The 18,710-nt window shown below is 42.5% G+C and carries 18 protein-coding genes; 1 reads left to right on the top strand and 17 read right to left on the bottom strand.

From position 1 onward, the window contains the following. Positions 1-14 precede the first annotated feature (14 nt). The 4 genes from CSV79_RS12485 to CSV79_RS12470 form a co-directional block, all read right to left on the bottom strand. Positions 15-998 (bottom strand): alpha-ketoacid dehydrogenase subunit beta, encoded by a 984-nt coding sequence (locus CSV79_RS12485; RefSeq protein ID WP_099689393.1) that lies wholly within the window; start codon positions 996-998, stop codon positions 15-17. Then, the gene (locus CSV79_RS12480; protein ID WP_099689410.1) at positions 998-1,981 is read right to left on the bottom strand and encodes a thiamine pyrophosphate-dependent dehydrogenase E1 component subunit alpha; all 984 of its coding nucleotides are present in this window, start codon (positions 1,979-1,981) and stop codon (positions 998-1,000) included. Before CSV79_RS12480 ends, CSV79_RS12485 begins: the two co-directional genes overlap by 1 nt. Before the next feature lie 34 nt (positions 1,982-2,015). Further along, complete coding sequence (gene lpdA / locus CSV79_RS12475; RefSeq protein WP_099689392.1) at positions 2,016-3,440, bottom strand: dihydrolipoyl dehydrogenase; 1,425 nt, start codon at positions 3,438-3,440, stop codon at positions 2,016-2,018. 111 nt (positions 3,441-3,551) lie between these two features. Then, positions 3,552-4,646 (bottom strand): Leu/Phe/Val dehydrogenase, encoded by a 1,095-nt coding sequence (locus tag CSV79_RS12470; RefSeq protein WP_099689391.1) that lies wholly within the window; start codon positions 4,644-4,646, stop codon positions 3,552-3,554. 209 nt (positions 4,647-4,855) lie between these two features. On the opposite strand from CSV79_RS12470, the gene CSV79_RS12465 reads away from it, so the two are divergent. Beyond that, a complete protein-coding gene (locus CSV79_RS12465) occupies positions 4,856-5,098 on the top strand; it encodes a DUF2627 family protein (RefSeq protein WP_099689390.1) in 243 nt (80 codons plus the stop codon). Between the two features lie 265 nt (positions 5,099-5,363). Here the strand turns inward: CSV79_RS12465 and CSV79_RS12460 are convergent, their stop codons facing one another. From CSV79_RS12460 to CSV79_RS17145, 13 genes are all read right to left on the bottom strand, one after another. Continuing rightward, positions 5,364-6,074 carry a glycerophosphodiester phosphodiesterase gene (locus CSV79_RS12460; protein ID WP_099689389.1) on the bottom strand — a complete coding sequence of 237 codons (711 nt, stop codon included), beginning with the start codon at positions 6,072-6,074 and terminating at the stop codon, positions 5,364-5,366. Positions 6,075-6,396: 322 nt separating this feature from the next. Then, positions 6,397-7,191: a sporulation transcription factor Spo0A gene (spo0A, locus tag CSV79_RS12455; protein ID WP_099689388.1), complete on the bottom strand. Its 795-nt coding sequence runs from the start codon at positions 7,189-7,191 to the stop codon at positions 6,397-6,399. A 429-nt stretch (positions 7,192-7,620) separates the two neighbouring features. After that, positions 7,621-8,577, bottom strand: a complete 957-nt coding sequence (locus CSV79_RS12450; RefSeq protein WP_099689387.1) for a SpoIVB peptidase S55 domain-containing protein — start codon at positions 8,575-8,577, stop codon at positions 7,621-7,623. Between the two features lie 99 nt (positions 8,578-8,676). Further along, on the bottom strand, positions 8,677-10,392 hold the full coding sequence (recN, locus tag CSV79_RS12445) for a DNA repair protein RecN (protein WP_099689386.1): 1,716 nt from the start codon (positions 10,390-10,392) through the stop codon (positions 8,677-8,679). Positions 10,393-10,408: 16 nt separating this feature from the next. After that, a complete protein-coding gene (gene ahrC / locus CSV79_RS12440; protein ID WP_099689385.1) occupies positions 10,409-10,858 on the bottom strand; it encodes a transcriptional regulator AhrC/ArgR in 450 nt (149 codons plus the stop codon). 77 nt (positions 10,859-10,935) lie between these two features. After that, the gene (locus CSV79_RS12435; RefSeq protein WP_099689384.1) at positions 10,936-11,757 is read right to left on the bottom strand and encodes a TlyA family RNA methyltransferase; all 822 of its coding nucleotides are present in this window, start codon (positions 11,755-11,757) and stop codon (positions 10,936-10,938) included. Further along, positions 11,754-13,652, bottom strand: a complete 1,899-nt coding sequence (gene dxs / locus CSV79_RS12430) for a 1-deoxy-D-xylulose-5-phosphate synthase (RefSeq protein WP_099689409.1) — start codon at positions 13,650-13,652, stop codon at positions 11,754-11,756. The genes CSV79_RS12435 and dxs overlap by 4 nt, the downstream gene beginning before the upstream one ends. A 154-nt stretch (positions 13,653-13,806) precedes the next feature. Next, positions 13,807-14,691, bottom strand: coding sequence for a polyprenyl synthetase family protein (locus CSV79_RS12425; protein ID WP_099689383.1), 885 nt, complete (start codon positions 14,689-14,691; stop codon positions 13,807-13,809). Then, a complete protein-coding gene (xseB, locus tag CSV79_RS12420) occupies positions 14,684-14,926 on the bottom strand; it encodes an exodeoxyribonuclease VII small subunit (RefSeq protein ID WP_099689382.1) in 243 nt (80 codons plus the stop codon). The genes CSV79_RS12425 and xseB overlap by 8 nt, the downstream gene beginning before the upstream one ends. A 2-nt stretch (positions 14,927-14,928) precedes the next feature. After that, on the bottom strand, positions 14,929-16,278 hold the full coding sequence (gene xseA / locus CSV79_RS12415; protein WP_099689381.1) for an exodeoxyribonuclease VII large subunit: 1,350 nt from the start codon (positions 16,276-16,278) through the stop codon (positions 14,929-14,931). Between the two features lie 60 nt (positions 16,279-16,338). Further along, entirely contained in the window at positions 16,339-17,205 is an 867-nt protein-coding gene (folD, locus tag CSV79_RS12410; protein ID WP_099689380.1) for a bifunctional methylenetetrahydrofolate dehydrogenase/methenyltetrahydrofolate cyclohydrolase FolD, read from the bottom strand. 59 nt (positions 17,206-17,264) lie between these two features. Beyond that, positions 17,265-17,639 (bottom strand): transcription antitermination factor NusB, encoded by a 375-nt coding sequence (gene nusB, locus CSV79_RS12405; RefSeq protein ID WP_099689379.1) that lies wholly within the window; start codon positions 17,637-17,639, stop codon positions 17,265-17,267. Positions 17,640-18,497: 858 nt separating this feature from the next. Next, a partial coding sequence (locus CSV79_RS17145; RefSeq protein WP_233201439.1) for a hypothetical protein occupies positions 18,498-18,710 on the bottom strand: 213 nt, incomplete at its 5' end.

Raw genomic sequence — 18,710 nt, 5'->3', positions numbered from 1 at the left:
TCTGCCTCCTTAGACTAAAACTCTGCTAAATCCCTTGCCGCTTTTTCGACCTTGTCAGGATTCATCATAAAGAATTTTTCCATCGAAGGAGCATACGGCATAGCAGGTACATCAGGCGCCGCTAGACGTTTGATGGGTGCATCTAATTCAAATAAGCAGTTCTCCGCGATGATCGCAGACACTTCACTCATAATACTGCCCTCTAAATTATCTTCTGTCACTAAAAGCACCTTGCCTGTTTTGGAAGCCGCTTCAATAATCGCTTCTTTATCTAGTGGATACACTGTACGTAAATCTAAAATGTGAGCGGAAATACCGTCTTCCGCGAGTCGTTCCGCTGCTTGCAATGCGAAATGAACACAAAGACCATAAGTTATGATCGTCAAGTCATCGCCTTCACGCTTACAGTCCGCTTTACCGATTGGCAATACATAATCATCGTCAGGCACTTCACCTTTGATCAAACGGTAAGCACGCTTATGCTCGAAGAACAACACAGGGTCTGCATCACGCACAGCGGCTTTTAGTAACCCTTTTGCGTCATAAGGAGTGGACGGAATGACAATTTTTAATCCAGGTGTAGAGGCGAACATCGATTCAACAGATTGTGAATGATAAAGCGCACCATGCACGCCACCACCAAAAGGCGCACGAATAACGATCGGACAAGACCAATCATTATTGGAACGATAACGAATCTTCGCTGCCTCTGAAACGATTTGGTTCACTGCCGGCATGATGAAATCCGCAAATTGCATCTCCGCAATCGGACGCATACCGTACATCGCAGCACCGATTGCAACTCCTGCAATAGCTGATTCTGCAAGTGGCGTATCAAGCGCGCGGTATTCACCAAACTGATCGTATAAGCCAATCGTCGCCTTAAATACGCCGCCTTTACGACCTACGTCTTCACCTAAAACGAATACTTGATCGTCGCGCTCCATTTCTTCTCTCATCGCCATATTGATGGCATCTATAAATGAACGAACGGCCATTATGCGTCGCCTCCTTCTTCATCATAAACATAGCGTAGTGCATGTTCAGGGCGTGCATAAGGAGCCAATTCTGCATATTCCGTTGCTTCATCGACCAAAAGCTTCACACGTTGTTCAATCTCATCCTGCATCTCTTCCGTCAATACTTCCTGTTCTTGCAAGTACTGAATGAAAGTCAATAATGGATCCAACTTCTTTTCCTGTTCCAATTCTTCCGCGTCACGATATAAACGCTGATCATCATCAGAAGAGTGCGCTGTCAAACGATAGCAGACAGCTTCAACTAATGTAGGGCCCCCGCCGCTTCTTGCACGGTCAGCTGCTTTTTTCACCGCTTCATAGACCGTCAGTGGATCTGTGCCGTCTACTGTTACGCCTGGCATTCCGTAGCCCACTGCACGATCAGATACATGCTCACAAGCCAATTGTTTATCTACTGGAACGGAAATCGCGTATTTATTGTTTTCTACCATAATAACAGTAGGCAATTTATGCACACCCGCAAAGTTCATTCCCTCATGGAAATCTCCTTGATTGGAAGAACCTTCTCCAAGTGTCACAAATGTGATGAAATCTTCTTTATTCATTTTAGCAGCAAGCGCTACACCTACTGCGTGTGGTAATTGTGTCGTCACGGGAGAGGATCCTGTGATAATACGATTTTTTCGCTGCCCGAAATGTCCTGGCATTTGACGTCCGCCCGAGTTCGGATCTTCCGCTTTTGCAAAAGCCGATAACATCAATTCTTTTGGAGTCATACCAAAGTGCAAAACAATACCCATATCTCGGTAATAAGGCGCAATCCAGTCCTTTTCATTATCCAAAGCAAAAGCCGCACCTACTTGCGCCGCTTCCTGTCCTTGACATGAAATAACAAACGGAATTTTACCCGCACGATTGAGTAGCCACATCCGTTCATCTAAGCGACGGGCCATCAACATTTTTTCATATATTTGTAATACATCTTCATCTGTCAAACCCATTTCAATATGTCGATTATTCAAACCGTTTCCTCCTTTACATGTGAATGGCAAGCCCTTCTACAGCCAACGCCGCTTCACCGAACGCTTCTGATAATGTAGGATGCGGATGAATCATGGAAGATACTTCCCATGGAATCGCATTCAACACCATCGCGAGTCCCGCTTCAGAGATGAGATCTGTAACATGTGCCCCCATCATATGAACACCGAGAATATCGTCCGTTTGCTGATCTGTAATAATTTTAACGAAGCCATCTGCGTGACCGTTCACCAGTGCCTTCCCATTGGCTTGGAAAGGGAACTTCCCAACCTTCACTTCATAGCCTTGATCTACGGCTTGCTGTTCCGTTAACCCTACAGCGGCTGTTTCTGGGAATGAATAGACACATCTAGGTACGAAAGCGTAATCGATAGGTTCACGTTTAATGCCTGCGATATGTTCAACCGCATAGATTCCTTCGTGTTCTGCAACGTGCGCAAGTTGAAGACCGCCAATTACGTCGCCTATCGCATAGATATGATTGTCTTTCGTCTGATAGGTCTTGTTTGTCTGGATGAATCCATTTTCCACTTGAATTTCTGTATTCGCTAAACCGATATCATCGATTACTGCGGAACGACCAACCGAGACTAGTAACTTCTCGCTAGTGATTGATTGTTCGACCCCGTCTACTGTATAAGTAATCGTCACAGAATCTGTTTTTTGCAGTGACTCCGTGTGAATGTCTGCTCCTAAAATAAACGTAACACCACGTTTTTCCAACGCTTTTTGCATAGCGATGGCAACATCACGATCTTCAGTAGGTAACAAATGACCCAGTCGATCAAGCACCGTCACGTTGACGCCAAAATCATTCAGCATAGAAGCCCATTCGATACCAATTACACCCGCGCCGATAATCGTTATAGAAGATGGAAGCGCATTCATTACTAAAGCCCCATCTGATGTCATGACATCCGCTTCATCAATTTCAAGTCCTGGAAGTGTACGTGGTTTCGAACCCGTTGCGATGATCAAGTTTTTTAAGATCAAGATTTCATTTTCGTCACCATTGTCCATCTCCACTGAAATGGTGCCTGGCATTGGAGAAAAAATTGAAGCACCTAATATTCTGCCTGTTCCATGATAGACATCAATTTTCCCTTTTTTCATCAAGCTTTCGATTCCCGCATGCAATTGTTCAATTATTTTATGTTTTCTTTTCTGAACTTGTGAAAAATCTAGTGAGACTTCGCCAGTTTTTACGCCGAATTCATCTGCTTGTTGTTGGGTTACACGGAATACTTCCGCACTTTTTAGCATCGCTTTGCTTGGAATACATCCGTTATGCAAGCATGTGCCGCCTAGTTTGGACTTTTCTACGATTGCTGTTGTCAAACCGAGTTGAGCAGCACGAATAGCCGCAACATAACCGCCCGTTCCGCCACCTAAAATAACCAAGTCATATTCTTTACTCAACGTATAAACCCCTTCCGCAGAACAGCTACATTGCACGCCGCTCCTAAATATGGGCATACAATTGGAATGGTAGGCGGGGTACGCCTACCACTATGTATGCATCCGTCATTATTATTTGTTGGATAAGATATTTTTTTCTTTACGTAAGAACGTGCTTCGTGTTGCACTCACTCGTGCAATACGCTCTTCTGCCAAACGGTCAGCCGCTAAGTAGGATGGAATGCCGTCACGTTTAGAGATTGCAAAGATTTTTAAAATCGTATCGTAAATACCTTCTACACGCTTTAATGCACGTTCTTTATTGTAGCCTATGAGTTCATCCGCTACATTGATTACGCCGCCTGAATTAATAACGTAATCTGGAGCGTAGACGATTCCCATTTCATGCAAACGGTCACCGTGTTCAGGATTCTTTAATTGGTTATTTGCGGATCCAGCGACCACTTTTACCTGTAATTGTGGAATTGTTTCGTCATTGATGACAGCACCTAATGCACACGGAGCAAAGATATCTGCTTTTTGTGAATAGATTTCATCTGTCCCAACAGCTATTGCACCAAATGCATCGACTGCACGTTGAACCGCTTCTTCGTTAATATCAGTAACGATTAGATGGGCGCCTTCTTCGTGCAAGAACTCACATAGCGTGTACGCGACGTTTCCGACACCTTGTACCGCAACCGTTTTACCTGTAAGCGAATCATCGCCAAATGCTTCTTTCGCAGCGGCTTTCATTCCTTTATAAATACCAAGTGCTGTGACTGGTGATGGATTTCCAGAAGTACCTTTACCAGAAGAGATACCTGTTACGTAGTCTGTCTCTAAATGAATCAAATCCATATCGAATTCTGTTGTACCGACGTCTTCAGCTGTAATATAACGACCGTTTAACCCCTCGACATAACGGCCGAGTGCACGGAATAACTCATCGTTCTTGTCCGTTTTTGGATCCCCGATAATAACCGTTTTCCCGCCACCTAAGTTTAAGCCGGCTGCTGCGTTTTTATATGTCATTCCTTTAGCAAGGCGCAATGCATCTTCAATCGCAGCCTCTTCACTAGCATACGTCCACATACGTGTACCACCAAGAGCTGGTCCAAGCGTTGTATCATGAATCGCGATAACCGCTTTCAAGCCAGATGCCTTGTCGTAACATAGGACGAGCTGCTCATAATCATGATCTTCCATATACGTAAATAATTCCATTCGTACCCCTCCAAATTTTAAAAAGATTAGGTAAAGATTAGTCGTTATATGTAATTTTAAATTTCTTCTTGCTAGATTGCAACTTTGACAGTTTTCCATTGCGTTTCTAGCCTGTAATGCATGACGCCCATCTATATCGTACATGATGGCGGAGCCCTTGACAATCTATCATGACGTTGTAAAATTAAATCGATAAGGGGTTGAATGTAATGGCGCGTCTTGCTGCGTTTATTGTACTATTAATTCCGGGAATTGCAGCGGCTCTCGGTATAAAATTAATGCGTGATTCTTTATTCGGACATTTGTTTCAGCCATTTCCGTTTATTTGGCTACAATTCTTAGGCGGTTTACTATTATTCGTAGCCGGTTTAGGATTTTTCGCAGGTTTCTTGTTGCGACGTGACCGAAGAAGCGGTCGGGCGGCTGAACGGTTTAAAAAGGATATAAAGTAAAGGATCAAGGATTTTCATTCCTTGATCCTTTTTCTGCTTTCGAATAAATGAACGGGCGTGTGTAATTATACCGTTTCGCTGCGCTCCAGGCGGACGCGTTCGGGGTACTTCTTTTCTCTTGGCGCAAGCCACGCCTATAGGACAAGCGACCACCTCTGAAGAGAGAGCCGTTGCGAAGTACGGCTTTTGCGAACATAAGCGGAGCGTTGGAAGCACATTTCCGCCCTAAATCTCGGACAATTTACTAAGCAACTACTTCAGTTCCTTATTTTAACTTCCTACGCAGACGCTTTGGGTAGTCGGTGATCCAGCCGGTGACTTCGGGCGTGTTGGACAAGAACGGTTCTTTCCCTGTGACCCCGTACATGCGCAACGTCTTGCCGCTTTCTATTAACGCTGTCTTGTAAGGCTCTATCCACAAACGTTTGTGAAAATGCAAAGCATCCACGTCGTACCTAGACAAATCCGCCCAATCGACTGTTTTTTTCTTCACTAACAAAGCTGTTTCCATCGCTTCGCTTTCTTCTCTAACCAATTGCATCGTTTCGTAGTCAAAAGAAGACAGGTGCACATTCTCCATACCATCGACGTAATCCAAAATTCGCTGGATAACTTCTGGCTGTCCATAGACTGTTTCCTTGAGCTCGATATTCAACGCTAGATTATGCTCCGTGCAGAAAGCAACCACATCAAATAAAAGAGGGATAGAATGCCCGTAAATCCATCGTGATCTGCTATTTCCTACTTTCATGCGCTGTAGTTCTGTTGCCGTCAATTGATCAATCTGTTGATCTACACCAGTTAGCCGAAGCATATTATCGTCGTGTATCACGAACAATTCTCCATCTTTCGTCTGTTGTACATCCAGTTCAATACCATCTGCACCTTTTTTGACCGCAGCCTTAAAAGCGCTCATCGTATTTTCAACGTGACTACCGGATGCGCCTCGATGCGCAAACACTTGATTGTCAGACATTCAATACTCCTTCACTTGTTATTTCAAACATACCATTAGGCGGATAGTTTACCATATTATTCATTTTACCATCAGCTGAAAGACTAGCTTTTGCTTGTTCCATTTTTTCTCATGTCAGCTCGATTTTTTTCAAATCCGCATAGTCGTTCGTGTGTGTTACTAGCATATGCACATACAATCGATAACAATGCTTCGAAGACATCGGCTTCTTTTGCAGGAATCTATTTCTTTCATCCCCTAAAGGGACGAAAAAAACCAACGACTTTAATCATTCGCTGGCTTTTCGCGCAATCCATTGTCTGTAAAAATTAACCAAACCGTTTTAGCTCACCATATGTTCTAAACGGATTTTATCTGCAATCATCGCGATGAATTCACTGTTTGTCGGCTTACTCTTCAAATGATGCACTGTGTAACCGAAAGTTTTCGATATTAAATCATAATTTCCACGATTCCACGCCACTTCAATCGCATGTCGAATTGCTCGCTCCACACGAGAAGGTGTCGTATTATACTTTTTTGCGATATCTGGATAGAGAATTTTTGTCACTGATCCTAACAGGTCTACATCGTTATACACCATCGTAATCCCTTCGCGCAAAAATGCGTAACCTTTAATATGTGCAGGAACCCCGATTTCCTTAATCATCGACGTAATCGCTGTATCCAACACTTTTTGAGTCACGACTCCCGTAGGTTCTTGCGACTCCTGAACGACAAATGACTGCGTATTGGTCTTTGGTCTGCCAGCAATTTTAAAGATATGGCTAATCAAGCGATCCGGTTCAAACGGCTTCAACATGAAGTAGGAAGCACCTAATCCTGCCGCTTGAGACATTACCGTTTCTTGTCCAAACGCTGTCAGCATCATAATTTGCATGTCACCCATTTTATTCGTTTCATTTAACGTTTCGAGCACCCCAATGCCATCCAAATGCGGCATAATAATATCCAATAACAGAATGTCAGGACGTTCTTGTTCAAGCATCGACAAACAAATCTGCCCATTATTCGCTGTCCAAATCACTTCTACCTGTGGATGTTTTTCAAAATAAGACATCATCGTTTTAACAAGTTCTTTATTATCATCAGCTATTGCAATTTTCACATTTTCCATTTACCCATTCCCCCTGATATAAAGTCGGCATAATGCTCCCGCCGTACGGTGTGCGTCTCTTAATATCGTAAGTGAAATATTTTGTAATTTCTAGTTTTACTTAATAGTTTATGCAAATTGATACTTATGACCGACACTTTCTATGTTTTTCGACTTTTTTCTATATTGTTCGCTTGAATGAAATAGAAAGAAACGATTTGTCAAGATAAAATTATCAATCTATTTAATTTATCATAACAAAAAGAGAGCGGATTGGACATATAGTAAGTAGTTTTAGATTTCACTGCATGGATCATGTAGCATAAAATTACTTCACAATTTTATCTTCAGAAGAAAACACCAATGAAACGCAGTGTAACGGTATTCTCTTCACTCATTTGAATTCAAAAAAAAAACGGTCTACGCAGAAAATCTGCATAGACCGTTTTTTCACTTCGCATGCATTCGCATCGTCTTAAGAAAAAGCGCGGCCCCTTTTTCCGGTTCGTCCACAAACATATGCGTAATCGCACCGACAAACTTGCCGTTCTGGATCACCGGACTTCCGCTCATCCCTTGTAATATTCCGCCCGTTTTCTTCAGTAATTTTGGATCGGTCAATAGGATTTGGAATTGTTCTTCTTCAACCTTCGTAATTTTGATTGAAAACTTTTCCACATTCGACCCTTGAACTGTCGTATAAATTTCTGCAGGACCAATCTTCAACTCAAACGGATGCATAATTTCCAGCGGTTCAGCTAACACTTTGCTATAAGCGTCTGTCCAACTTCCGAAAATACCGTAGACGTTATTGATCTTAATCGTTCCAAGCAACTTATTTTGATCAATAATCGAGGAAATTTTATACCCTGGAAACCCCGGAGAACTTTTCTTAATTTGACTAATCTCCGATAAATAAATGGCACCTTTTTCAAATGAAGGAGCAGACTCTAGGGTACTGTCGATTATTTGGTGACCCAACGCACCGTACGTACCCGATTTCGGGTCCACATATGTTAATGTGCCCGTACCTTCTGTGCGATCTTTCAAGAACGGTGTGACGCGCTTAATGAGTGACGAATCTGCCTGGAGCGTTTTCTCTTCTCCATTACGCAAAATGTCGAGAGTCATCGTAGCGGGCATATTTTTTTGCATGGCACGTTCGAAATGGACGAGTTGCTTCGTTTCCACGCCATTCAGTTCTTGAATGATGTCACCTTTTTTCAACAATGGATGTTGATCCACCACAACATCACTCGTAACGTAAATACCGCTTAAATCCATTTGAATTCCAATGGAGTGTCCCATCGGAATAAGGGATTCCTCTTGGGCGTAACTAGTTACAGGCACAAGGCAGAGCATCAAAAGAAGACCAAAAAACGTTTTAAAAGATCTATTCCATCCCATGATTCACCTCCTCAACGAAAGATACCTTTGGTATGTCCTTTCGTTGAGAAAGTATGAAAGGGTAAAATAAACAGTATATGAAATTGAATAAAACACACCCTACTTTTGAATCATTTCACTTTGAAACGCTTGCTTTCGCTGATTTGCTAAAACGAGTAATTCCTCGGCATGTTGAAGAGTCAATGGCGTAATTTCCGCGCCTGACAGCATACGCGACAGTTCTTCCGTTCGTTCGTCTTTCATCACATCATGGATTGCCGTTGTTGTACGGCCGTCATGAATTTCTTTTTTTATCAAATAATGGTGATCCGCCATCGCAGCCACTTGCGGCAAATGCGAAATACATAATACTTGTGAATGGCTGGAAATCATCGCAATTTTTTCTGCGATGGACTGCGCCACTCGTCCACTGACACCGGTATCCACTTCATCGAAAATGATGGATGTGACCCCTTGATGTTGTGAAAAAATCGTTTTTAAGGCTAACATCATTCGAGATAATTCGCCACCCGAAGCTACACGGGCTAACGGTTTTAGCGGTTCACCTAAATTGGTAGAAATCATAAACGTCACTTCATCAAAGCCATTGGCATCGAATTGGTTCGGTTCTTTTTGCTTAATTTGCACCTTAAATGTCGCTTTTTCCATATACAATTGCTTAAGTTGTTCTTCAATACCTTTTTCAAGACGCAATGCAGCTTTTTTTCGAATGACAGATAATTCATTTGCTTCAATTTCAAGGTCTTTAACGTATTGTGTCAATAATTCTTGGTTTTGATGCAATCGTTCGTCACGATTCACCAATTGATCAAGTGCATCCGCAATTTTATCTCGATATAACAAAATATCTTCCAATGATTTACCGTATTTTCGTTTCAACGTCAAAAATAGCGCCAAGCGTTCTTCCACAAAATTCAAGCGATCCGGATTGAATTCCATACTATCGATGAGACGTTTCAAGTCATGCGAAACATCTTGAAGCGAATAAAACGACGTATTCACTGTTTCCGATAACGGTTGTAATTCTGCATCAATTGAAGCCGCTTCTTCTAAATCACTCATCGCATTGCCGATCCAATCTAATCCGCGTGACTCTAACGCAATTGCCTCATAAGATGTATTCAATCGATCGAAAATCCGATGAAAATGCTGGAGTTTCACACGTTCTGACTCCAATTCCTCTTCTTCGCCAATAACTAAATTTGCTGCATCAATTTCTTCCAATTGAAACTTATACAAATCAATTTTCTGCGCAATTTGTTGCTCGTCTTGCGTTTTCGTAGCGATCAATTGTTGCAGCTTTTTATACTTATCATAAATGTCGGTATATGTAGACAGCGCGTGTTCAATAGGTTCGCCAATAAAAAAGTCTAATAGATGAATATGGCGTCGTTCATTCATCAATTCCTGGTTTTCATGCTGGCCATGAATATCAATGAGTAACGAGCCGATTTCACGCAGAATGGCAATCGTTACTAACTTCCCGTTGACACGGCAAACCGATTTTCCATTCGTATTCAAATCTCTCCGCAGAATAATGACACCTTCGTCGGCTTCAATACCGAATTCTTCTAAACGTTCGATGACAGAAGATTGATCTCCATCAATTGTAAACATCCCTTGAAGTTCAGCTTTTTTCGAACCATGTCGAATAAACTCCTGCGATCCTCTTCCACCAGCTAATAATTGAACGGCATCAATAATAATCGACTTCCCCGCACCAGTCTCACCCGTTAATACCGTTAAGCCTTCGTCAAATTCGATTTCCAGTTGTTCTATAATAGCAAAGTTTTTAATAGAAAGTTCACTTAACAAAAATGACTCACCTCACTTAAAGCATGGATAATAATCTGTCTTTTACATACTCCGTTTTAGACTCTTCACGGCAAATAATTAAGCACGTATCATCCCCGCAAATCGTGCCAAGCATTTCATCCCAGTCTAGGTTATCAATCAACGAACCGACAGCCTGCGCGTTACCAGGAAGCGTTTTCAACGTGATAAAATGGCTTGCACTGTCGATTCCAATAAATGCATCTTCCAACATACGCTTTAACTTCTCTTCCGTATTATAGCGATGAACTGGTGGTAAGCTGTATTTGTAATTACCTGAAGGGGATGGCACTTTAATAAGATGCAATTCTTTAATGTCCCTAGATACCGTCGCTTGTGTAACGTCTACACCTGTGTTTTTAAGCATATCTACCAATTGGTCTTGTGTTTCTATTTCATGATTCGTAATTATATCTCGTATGCGAATATGTCGCTGACCTTTATTCAATTTCTTTCACTCCGCTTCCTATAAGTCCTAACATAAAATTATACATACCATACAAAAAACGCGCAACTCTCTGCGCGTTATGTTAAGTCGTTATGTGCCTGTTTCACTAGATCTAGGAAGTCTTCTGATGTTATGTTCGACACCGGTTGCTCTTCAGATTCTAAATAAAATAGGAATTCAATATTACCTTCTCCACCCGTAACCGGAGAATATGTTGCACCTTTAACAGAAAAACCTTCAGCGACTGCCATAAAAGCAATTTTTTCAAGAACTTCCTTATGTGTAGCAAGTTCTCGAACAATCCCTTTTTTACCTACTTTATCCTTACCCGCTTCAAATTGCGGCTTCACTAAAGCAGCCACTTGACCACCTGGAATGAGTATGTTCTTTAATGCAGGCAAGATTAAAGATAAGGAGATAAACGACACATCAATCGTCGCCACTTCTGGTAAGCCTTCTGTAAATAAGTCTACAGTCGCGTGACGGAAGTTGGTACGCTCCATAACAGTTACTTGTTCATGCTGACGGATTTTCCAAGCGAGTTGATTATAGCCCACATCTAGCGCATAGCAATGCTTCGCGCCATTTTGTAGTGCACAATCTGTAAATCCGCCAGTAGAAGCTCCGATGTCCAAGACAATTTTACCGTTGACAGAAATCGGAAAAGAAGCTAAAGCCTTTTCCAATTTCAAACCACCACGGCTGACGTATTTAATCGCTGGGCCTTTTACAGTCAACGGTGCATCCACTGCAATTTTCTCTCCTGCTTTTTCTATTCGTGCTGACTCTGAATAGACAAGTCCTGCCATAATGGAACGTTTCGCTTGTTCACGGGATTCCGTTAAGCCACGTTCCACTAACAAGATGTCTACGCGTTCTTTTTTCACTGGTGAGCTCATACAGTTTCTCTTTCCGCTGCCTGGCTAATTGCTGCCATCGTCACTTCTACAACATGATCGGGTGTCATGTGGATTTCTTTTAATAATTCTTCCACACTGCCATGTTCAACGAAATCATCCGGAATACCGATTCTTTCGATGATTGTAGAGAATTTATTCGCTTGTTCTGCATATTCAAGCACCGCACTACCGAAGCCACCAGCAAGAACAGCCTCTTCAATCGTAATAATTGGTTTACCTGATGCAAACAATTCATCCAATAAATCTGTATCCATTGGCTTGATAAAACGTGCGTTGACGATGGATACATCTTTTCCTTGTCGCTTCATCTGCTCTGCTGCCGCAAATGCCATAGGAAGTGTCGATCCAAAAGTCAAAATCGTCGCGTCTTCGCCTTCTTTTAACACTTCCCATGTACCGATCGGAATCGTATGAAGGTCTTCATCCATCAGCACACCGTAGCCGTTACCTCTAGGGAAACGCATAGCAATTGGCCCTTCATTATATTCAATAGCAGTTTTCACCATATGTTGTCCTTCATTTTCATCCTTAGGCATCATAATTACCAAATTCGGTATATGTCGTAAGAACGCAATATCATAAACCCCATGATGCGTTTCACCATCTGCCCCGACTAGACCGGAACGATCAATGCCGATGAAAACATTCAATTTCTGACGTGCAATATCATGTAGCATTTGATCATACGAACGCTGAAGGAATGTAGAATAAATCGCTAGGAACGGCTTCATACCTGTCGCCGCAAGTCCAGCTGCCATCGTTGTCGCATGTTGTTCTGCTATCCCGACATCGAAAAAGCGATCTGGGAATTCTGCCGCGAATGATTCAAGTTTTGACCCGACAGGCATAGCAGGTGTAATCGCCACAATACGACGGTCTTCACGTGCTAGCTTGCGTACCGTTTCAGAAACTAACGCACTCCAAGCAGGTCCTTTCGTAGGTGATTTCACAAAATCGCCTGTTTCGATCTTATAAGGGCCTGTACCATGCCACGTTCCGATTTTGTCCATCTCAGCCGGACTATAGCCTTTACCCTTTTTCGTAATGACATGAAGAAGGACAGGACCTTCCATTTTCTTTGCATACTGAAGCGAACGTTCCAATTCTGCAAAATCATGGCCGTCAATCGGTCCTAAATACGTAAAGCCGAGTTCTTCGAAAAACACACCATTTACGACTAAATATTTCAAACTGTCTTTCACGCGTTCCGCAGCTGTTGCGACTCTTCCGCCGACTGCAGGAATTTTACGCAATAAGAATTCCAGTTCATCTTTTACATTATTATACTTTCCAGCCGTACGTAATTTACCGAGAATGGAATGCAATGCACCTACGTTTGGAGCGATGGACATTTCATTGTCATTCAAGATCACCGTAATATTCGTTTTTTCATGGCCGATATGATTTAACGCTTCAAGCGCCATACCACCTGTTAATGCACCATCACCAATTACTGGAATTACATAACTTTTTTCCTTCTTAATATCCCGTGCAATGGCCATTCCCATAGCCGCCGATAAAGAAGTTGAACTATGTCCAGTTTCCCATACATCATGTTCGCTTTCCGCCCGTTTTGGAAATCCACTTAACCCTTTATATTTTCTAAGCGAATCGAATTCCCCTGCGCGACCTGTCAAAATTTTGTGGACGTATGATTGATGTCCAACGTCCCATAAGATTTTATCAGTCGGACTATCAAACGTCCGATGCAACGCAATTGTCAACTCCACAACACCTAGGTTAGGGCCGATATGACCGCCCGTTACGGATAAATTTTCTATGAGGAAATGGCGAATATCTTGCGCCAAATCCAGTAACTGGCCTTTATCGAGCTCTTTTATAAAAGATGGATTAGTAATCGTTGTAAGATCCATCATGATCACACACCTTCATCAAGTAAGTAATTCGTTCTATTCGTACGGAACGTTTAGCTGAAACACCCTATATTTTCGAATCAAATGTCAAGTGCACTGTTTGTTCCTACATTATAACAGTAACCGAGTCCGACACAAATATTATGGTCTAGCTTTACATATTTCGTTCAATAATATAATCCGCTAATAGCTGTAAAACGGAATTTCCTAAACCAATGGACTGTAATGCGTCAAGTGCTTCTTCATGGCGCTCCTTCAATTGAGCACGGGCTCCGTCAAGTCCTAAAAGCGAAGGATACGTTGATTTCTCACTAGATGTATCACTGTTTGCAGGTTTCCCTAATTGCTCCGTCGTTGCGGTTACATCTAAAATATCGTCTTGAATTTGGAAAGCTAAGCCAATATTTTTCGAAAAACGACGCAATTGCGTTCGTTGCTCTTCAGTAGCCTGTGCTAATACAGCGCCCGCTTCAATACAGTATGACAAAAGTGCACCTGTTTTATGAATATGTACTTCTTCTAACTCAGCTAACGGCAAAGCTCGCTGTTCGCCTTTCATATCGAGCACTTGTCCTTTGACCATCCCTTGGGCACCGGAAGCTTTCGCTAACAGTCCGACTAATTCTAATGCATCTGACACGTTCGTTTCACGAAGTTCCGCAAGTGCTTGGAACGCCATTGCTTGCATCGCGTCGCCCGCAAGCGTCGCTATATCTTCACCGAATACGGTATGATTTGTCGGCTTGCCTCTTCTATAATCATCATCATCCATGCACGGTAGATCATCATGGATTAATGAGTATGTATGTATAAATTCAACAGACGCAGCGACTCTCAAGGCATCTGCTGAATCAGAATTCAAATCGTGTAATACTGCAAGTACGAGTAACGGTCTAATTCGTTTACCGCCTGCTTCCACAGAATACGTCATCGATTCATGCAAAACATCAGGAATATCTGATTTCGCTAGTTGGTTCATTAATTCTCTTTCGATTTCAGGAATCTTTTCATCCATAAACGCTCGTAATGTTTCATTCATTCGGCTCACCTACTGTCGGATCAAATGATGATTCATTACCTTCTTGATCAATCATTCGAATCAATTGTTTTTCTGCATTTTGTAATTTCTTTTGGCAATGCGCTGAAAGTTCCATGCCGCGCTTATATAAGGTGATTGTATCATCTAAAGGCGCTTCACCAGCTTCCAATTTCTGTACGATTTCTTCCAATTGGTGCATTGCTTGTTCGAATTGCAATTCTTTTTCTTCTGCCATCCTTACTTGACCTCCTTTGGAATAATCGTCTCAACGACTGTTTCAATCGTTCCATCTGATACTTGAATTGTCAGTTGCTTGCCGACTGCAACATCTTCTATCGATTTCACAACTTCACCCTCTTGATACCCTATGGAAAATCCCCGTTCCATTACTTGTAGCGGATTGAGTGCTTGCATCATACGCATCAATGCGACAAATCGTTGTTGTTGAGACGAAATTGCCTGCTCAGTCGCACGGTGGAGTCGCGTCTCTAACTGCTTCGCCTGTTGCTGTTCTTGTTGAATCCGACGAATCGGCGTGTAGTACTGAAATCCAGCATATAACCGATCAAAATTCAATCGCTTTTCTTGAATTAAACCCGTACTACTACGACGTAATCGCTCTTCTAAATGATCCAACTTCTCGATAAATGGACGGTACAGTCGATCGGGATATTGTAAAGGATAAGCGGAACGCGCAGTTTCTAAACGCTTATTCAACTGTTTCAGTAGCGTCTGTACTGCAAGAAAAATCGCTCGTTGTTGATTGTTCAGATGCTGGACTAATTGAACCTGATCCGGAACCGCCATTTCAGCAGCTGCTGTAGGAGTAGGCGCACGTAAATCGGCTACATAGTCAGCAATCGTCGTATCGGTTTCGTGACCGACAGCGCTAATAATCGGAATTCTACTCGAAAATATTGCTCGCGCCACATCTTCTTCGTTAAATGCCCATAAATCTTCTATAGAACCGCCACCTCGACCGACTAACAGCACGTCAATACCTTCCGTACGATTCGCTTGTTCAATTGCTTTAACAATTGACGGTGCTGCACCACGACCTTGAACGAGCGCAGGAAATAACAGCATCTCCGCCAGCGGAAAACGTCGATTGATCGTCGAATACATATCGCGTAACGCCGCACCAGATTCCGCTGTAATGATCCCGATTCGTTGGGGAATTTGTGGGAGTGGTTGCTTAAATCTGGCTTCAAATAGGCCTTCTTGTTGTAGTTTCTTTTTCAACTGTTCAAAGGCTAGATAGAGTGCACCTATGCCGTCCGGTTCCATCGTTTGCGCATATAGCTGATAGGATCCAGCGGCTTCATAGACGGTAACATCTCCCGTAATTAAGACATTCATGCCATTCTCCGGCTTGAACTGTAAGCTACTTGAGCGCCCCCTGAACATAGCCGCTTGGATTCTAGTTTTATCGTCTTTTAATGTAAAGTAAATATGCCCTGTCGGATGAATCTTGACATTCGATAATTCACCTTTTACATAGACATTACGCAAATGTGGATCGGCATCGAATTTTCGTTTAACATATTTAGTTAGCGCTTGAACGGTTAAAAAAGTTTGATTGGACATGTTGTTGTCACCTGCCCTTTTATGTATAGAGACGCGGCTAAGCGTCTCTTTTCGTAATACTTAGTTATTCGCGTGTGCTTTTCGTTTGTTTTCTGCACTCTCAACTGTGTTTTTCAACAACATTGTGATTGTCATCGGACCTACGCCGCCTGGCACAGGTGTGATCGCACTTGCCTGTTGTTGTGCTGATTCGAAGTCTACGTCTCCACAAAGCTTGCCGTTTTCATCACGGTTCATACCCACATCAATCACAACTGCGCCTTCTTTGATGTAATCGCCTGTAATGAATTTAGCCATCCCAATCGCTACAATCAAGATATCCGCTTGTTTCGTGAATTTTTTCAAATCGTTCGTACGCGAGTGACAATACGTAACCGTTGCATCTTTTTGCAATAATAATTGTCCCATCGGCTTACCGACAATATTACTTCGGCCGATAATCACCGCATGTTTACCTGCAATTTCCACACCCGAACGCTCAAGCAATTGCATGATGCCGTATGGCGTACATGGCAGGAATGTTTGTTGACCAATCAACATTTTCCCAACGTTCATTGGGTGGAATCCGTCAACATCTTTTTCCGGGCTGATTGCACGGATGACTTTATTTTCGTCGATATGCTTTGGCAAGGGTAGTTGCACAAGGATCCCGTCGATGCTGTCATCTTCGTTTAGTTTTTCCACTTCGTTTAATAAGTCTTCTTCAGAAACCGTGACAGGAAGCTTGATTAACTCAGACTTCATACCCGCTTCTAAGCTAGACTTTTCTTTGTTTTTCACATACGTTTGAGATGCTGGATTTTCTCCAACTAAAATAACAGCTAGTCCAGGTTGATAACCTTGTTCCACTAAAGATGCTACTTCCTCTTTCAGTTCATTTCGGATTTCTTGGCCAATTGCTTTTCCATCAATAATTTTACTAGACATGATTTTCCCACCAAACTTTTATGTTTTTTGTATTGACTGTTTTACGCCTTCAAGAAAACTTAATTGAATTTAGATAATACACCGTTGACGAAACGTCCAGACTTTTCGTCACCAAATGTTTTACACAGTTCAATCGCTTCATTCAAGATCACTCGATTAGGCACTTCTTCGTTATGCAACAGTTCGTAAACGGCTAGTCGCAGCACTGTGCGTTCGATTTTCGGTAGTCTATCCATTGACCAATTTTCTAATTTATTCGTAATTTCACTATCAATTTCCGTCAAGTTTTCTGCTGTGCCACGCACTAGTTGTTCATAAAATGAATTCAATTGACCATCTACAATATAACCGATTGCTTCATCCACTGTCATATCACTATTATCTAGCTGAAACAGCGTTTGGATTGCCTTTTCCCGTGCTTCTCGTCGTTTCATATTTCTTATCTCCTCTACCGCGCATCTTCAAAACCTAATGATAGCACAAAATACACGAAAAGAACTAGTAGAATACAGCGATTTTATGCCGACTTTACCGAACTTCCGTCAAAAAGTTCATCGAATGGAAACCTACAGTCATATAGCGGCGGGCGGCTCCGATGTTTGGTGAGGAAAGTAAGTGGCATAGCTCTTTGATGTTAGTAAGGGAATCGGTGACTTTTTTACATTTCATAACGCTTCTGTAAGTAGAGAAGTAATTCGTCATTGTATCCACTTCGGCGCTGGCGGATGGCTCCCGCAATGAGCCAGAAAGGAAGATCGCCTCTCTGTCTCATCGCTCCGCCTACCGCTTGTAAGGCGCCTGCGTTTTGTGAAGGTAAGTAAGTGGCAAAGTTTCTTGAAGTTAGGAAGAGATTCTGTAAGTTCTAGACACTTCAATCCGCTTCTGATTTTTGTTAAGTAATCATCACTGTACCCACTTCGGCGCTGGCGGATGGCTCCCGCAATGAGCCAGACAGGAACATCGCCTATCTGTCTCATTGCTACGCCTACCGCTTGTAAGGCGCCTGCGTTTTGTGAAGAGAAGTATGTAACATAGTACTTTAAAGTTTAAACGTGAATGTTACTATGTATCAAAGACTACTAAAAATACACTGTACTCAATAGCGTAGGCACAACTGCGGGGTCAGCCGAAACAAAGAGACGGCTAGCGTGAACTTTCGCTAGCTGGCTCTTTGTGGGAGGCAATCCCCCACGTGCCGAAGCGATGATAGGAAACCGACCTTTACTAACTTCAGTATCGGAAGTAAGTCGAGCAACGACAAAACACAAAATGGTTTTTCCTTGTACCAAAGACTACCATAACGACTCTGTACTCAATAAGCGAAGGCACAACTGCGGGGTCAGCCGAAGCCAGGAGACAACTAGCGCGACCTTCGCTAGTTGGCTCATGGCGGGAGGCAATCCCCCACGTGCCGAAGCGATGATAGGAAACCGACCTTTACTAACTTCAGTATCGGAAGTAAGTCGAGCAACGACAAAACACAAAATGGTTTTTCCTTGTACCAA

It is taken from the genome of Sporosarcina sp. P13, assembly GCF_002743055.1.
In the GTDB taxonomy this organism is placed as follows: domain Bacteria; phylum Bacillota; class Bacilli; order Bacillales_A; family Planococcaceae; genus Sporosarcina.
The sequence above is the reverse complement of the archived record's forward strand: the minus strand, read 5'-3'. Positions and strand labels throughout refer to the sequence as shown.

Coding starts and splice junctions, on each gene's coding strand:
- CSV79_RS12485 (WP_099689393.1), bottom strand. CDS start 998: ATGGCCGTTCGTTCATTTATAGATGCCATCAATATGGCGATGAGAGAA.
- CSV79_RS12480 (WP_099689410.1), bottom strand. CDS start 1,981: ATGGGTTTGACAGATGAAGATGTATTACAAATATATGAAAAAATGTTG.
- CSV79_RS12470 (WP_099689391.1), bottom strand. CDS start 4,646: ATGGAATTATTTACGTATATGGAAGATCATGATTATGAGCAGCTCGTC.
- CSV79_RS12465 (WP_099689390.1), top strand. CDS start 4,856: ATGGCGCGTCTTGCTGCGTTTATTGTACTATTAATTCCGGGAATTGCA.
- CSV79_RS12460 (WP_099689389.1), bottom strand. CDS start 6,074: ATGTCTGACAATCAAGTGTTTGCGCATCGAGGCGCATCCGGTAGTCAC.
- spo0A (WP_099689388.1), bottom strand. CDS start 7,191: ATGGAAAATGTGAAAATTGCAATAGCTGATGATAATAAAGAACTTGTT.
- CSV79_RS12450 (WP_099689387.1), bottom strand. CDS start 8,577: ATGGGATGGAATAGATCTTTTAAAACGTTTTTTGGTCTTCTTTTGATG.
- CSV79_RS12435 (WP_099689384.1), bottom strand. CDS start 11,757: ATGAGCTCACCAGTGAAAAAAGAACGCGTAGACATCTTGTTAGTGGAA.
- dxs (WP_099689409.1), bottom strand. CDS start 13,652: ATGGATCTTACAACGATTACTAATCCATCTTTTATAAAAGAGCTCGAT.
- CSV79_RS12425 (WP_099689383.1), bottom strand. CDS start 14,691: ATGAATGAAACATTACGAGCGTTTATGGATGAAAAGATTCCTGAAATC.
- xseB (WP_099689382.1), bottom strand. CDS start 14,926: ATGGCAGAAGAAAAAGAATTGCAATTCGAACAAGCAATGCACCAATTG.
- xseA (WP_099689381.1), bottom strand. CDS start 16,278: ATGTCCAATCAAACTTTTTTAACCGTTCAAGCGCTAACTAAATATGTT.
- folD (WP_099689380.1), bottom strand. CDS start 17,205: ATGTCTAGTAAAATTATTGATGGAAAAGCAATTGGCCAAGAAATCCGA.
- nusB (WP_099689379.1), bottom strand. CDS start 17,639: ATGAAACGACGAGAAGCACGGGAAAAGGCAATCCAAACGCTGTTTCAG.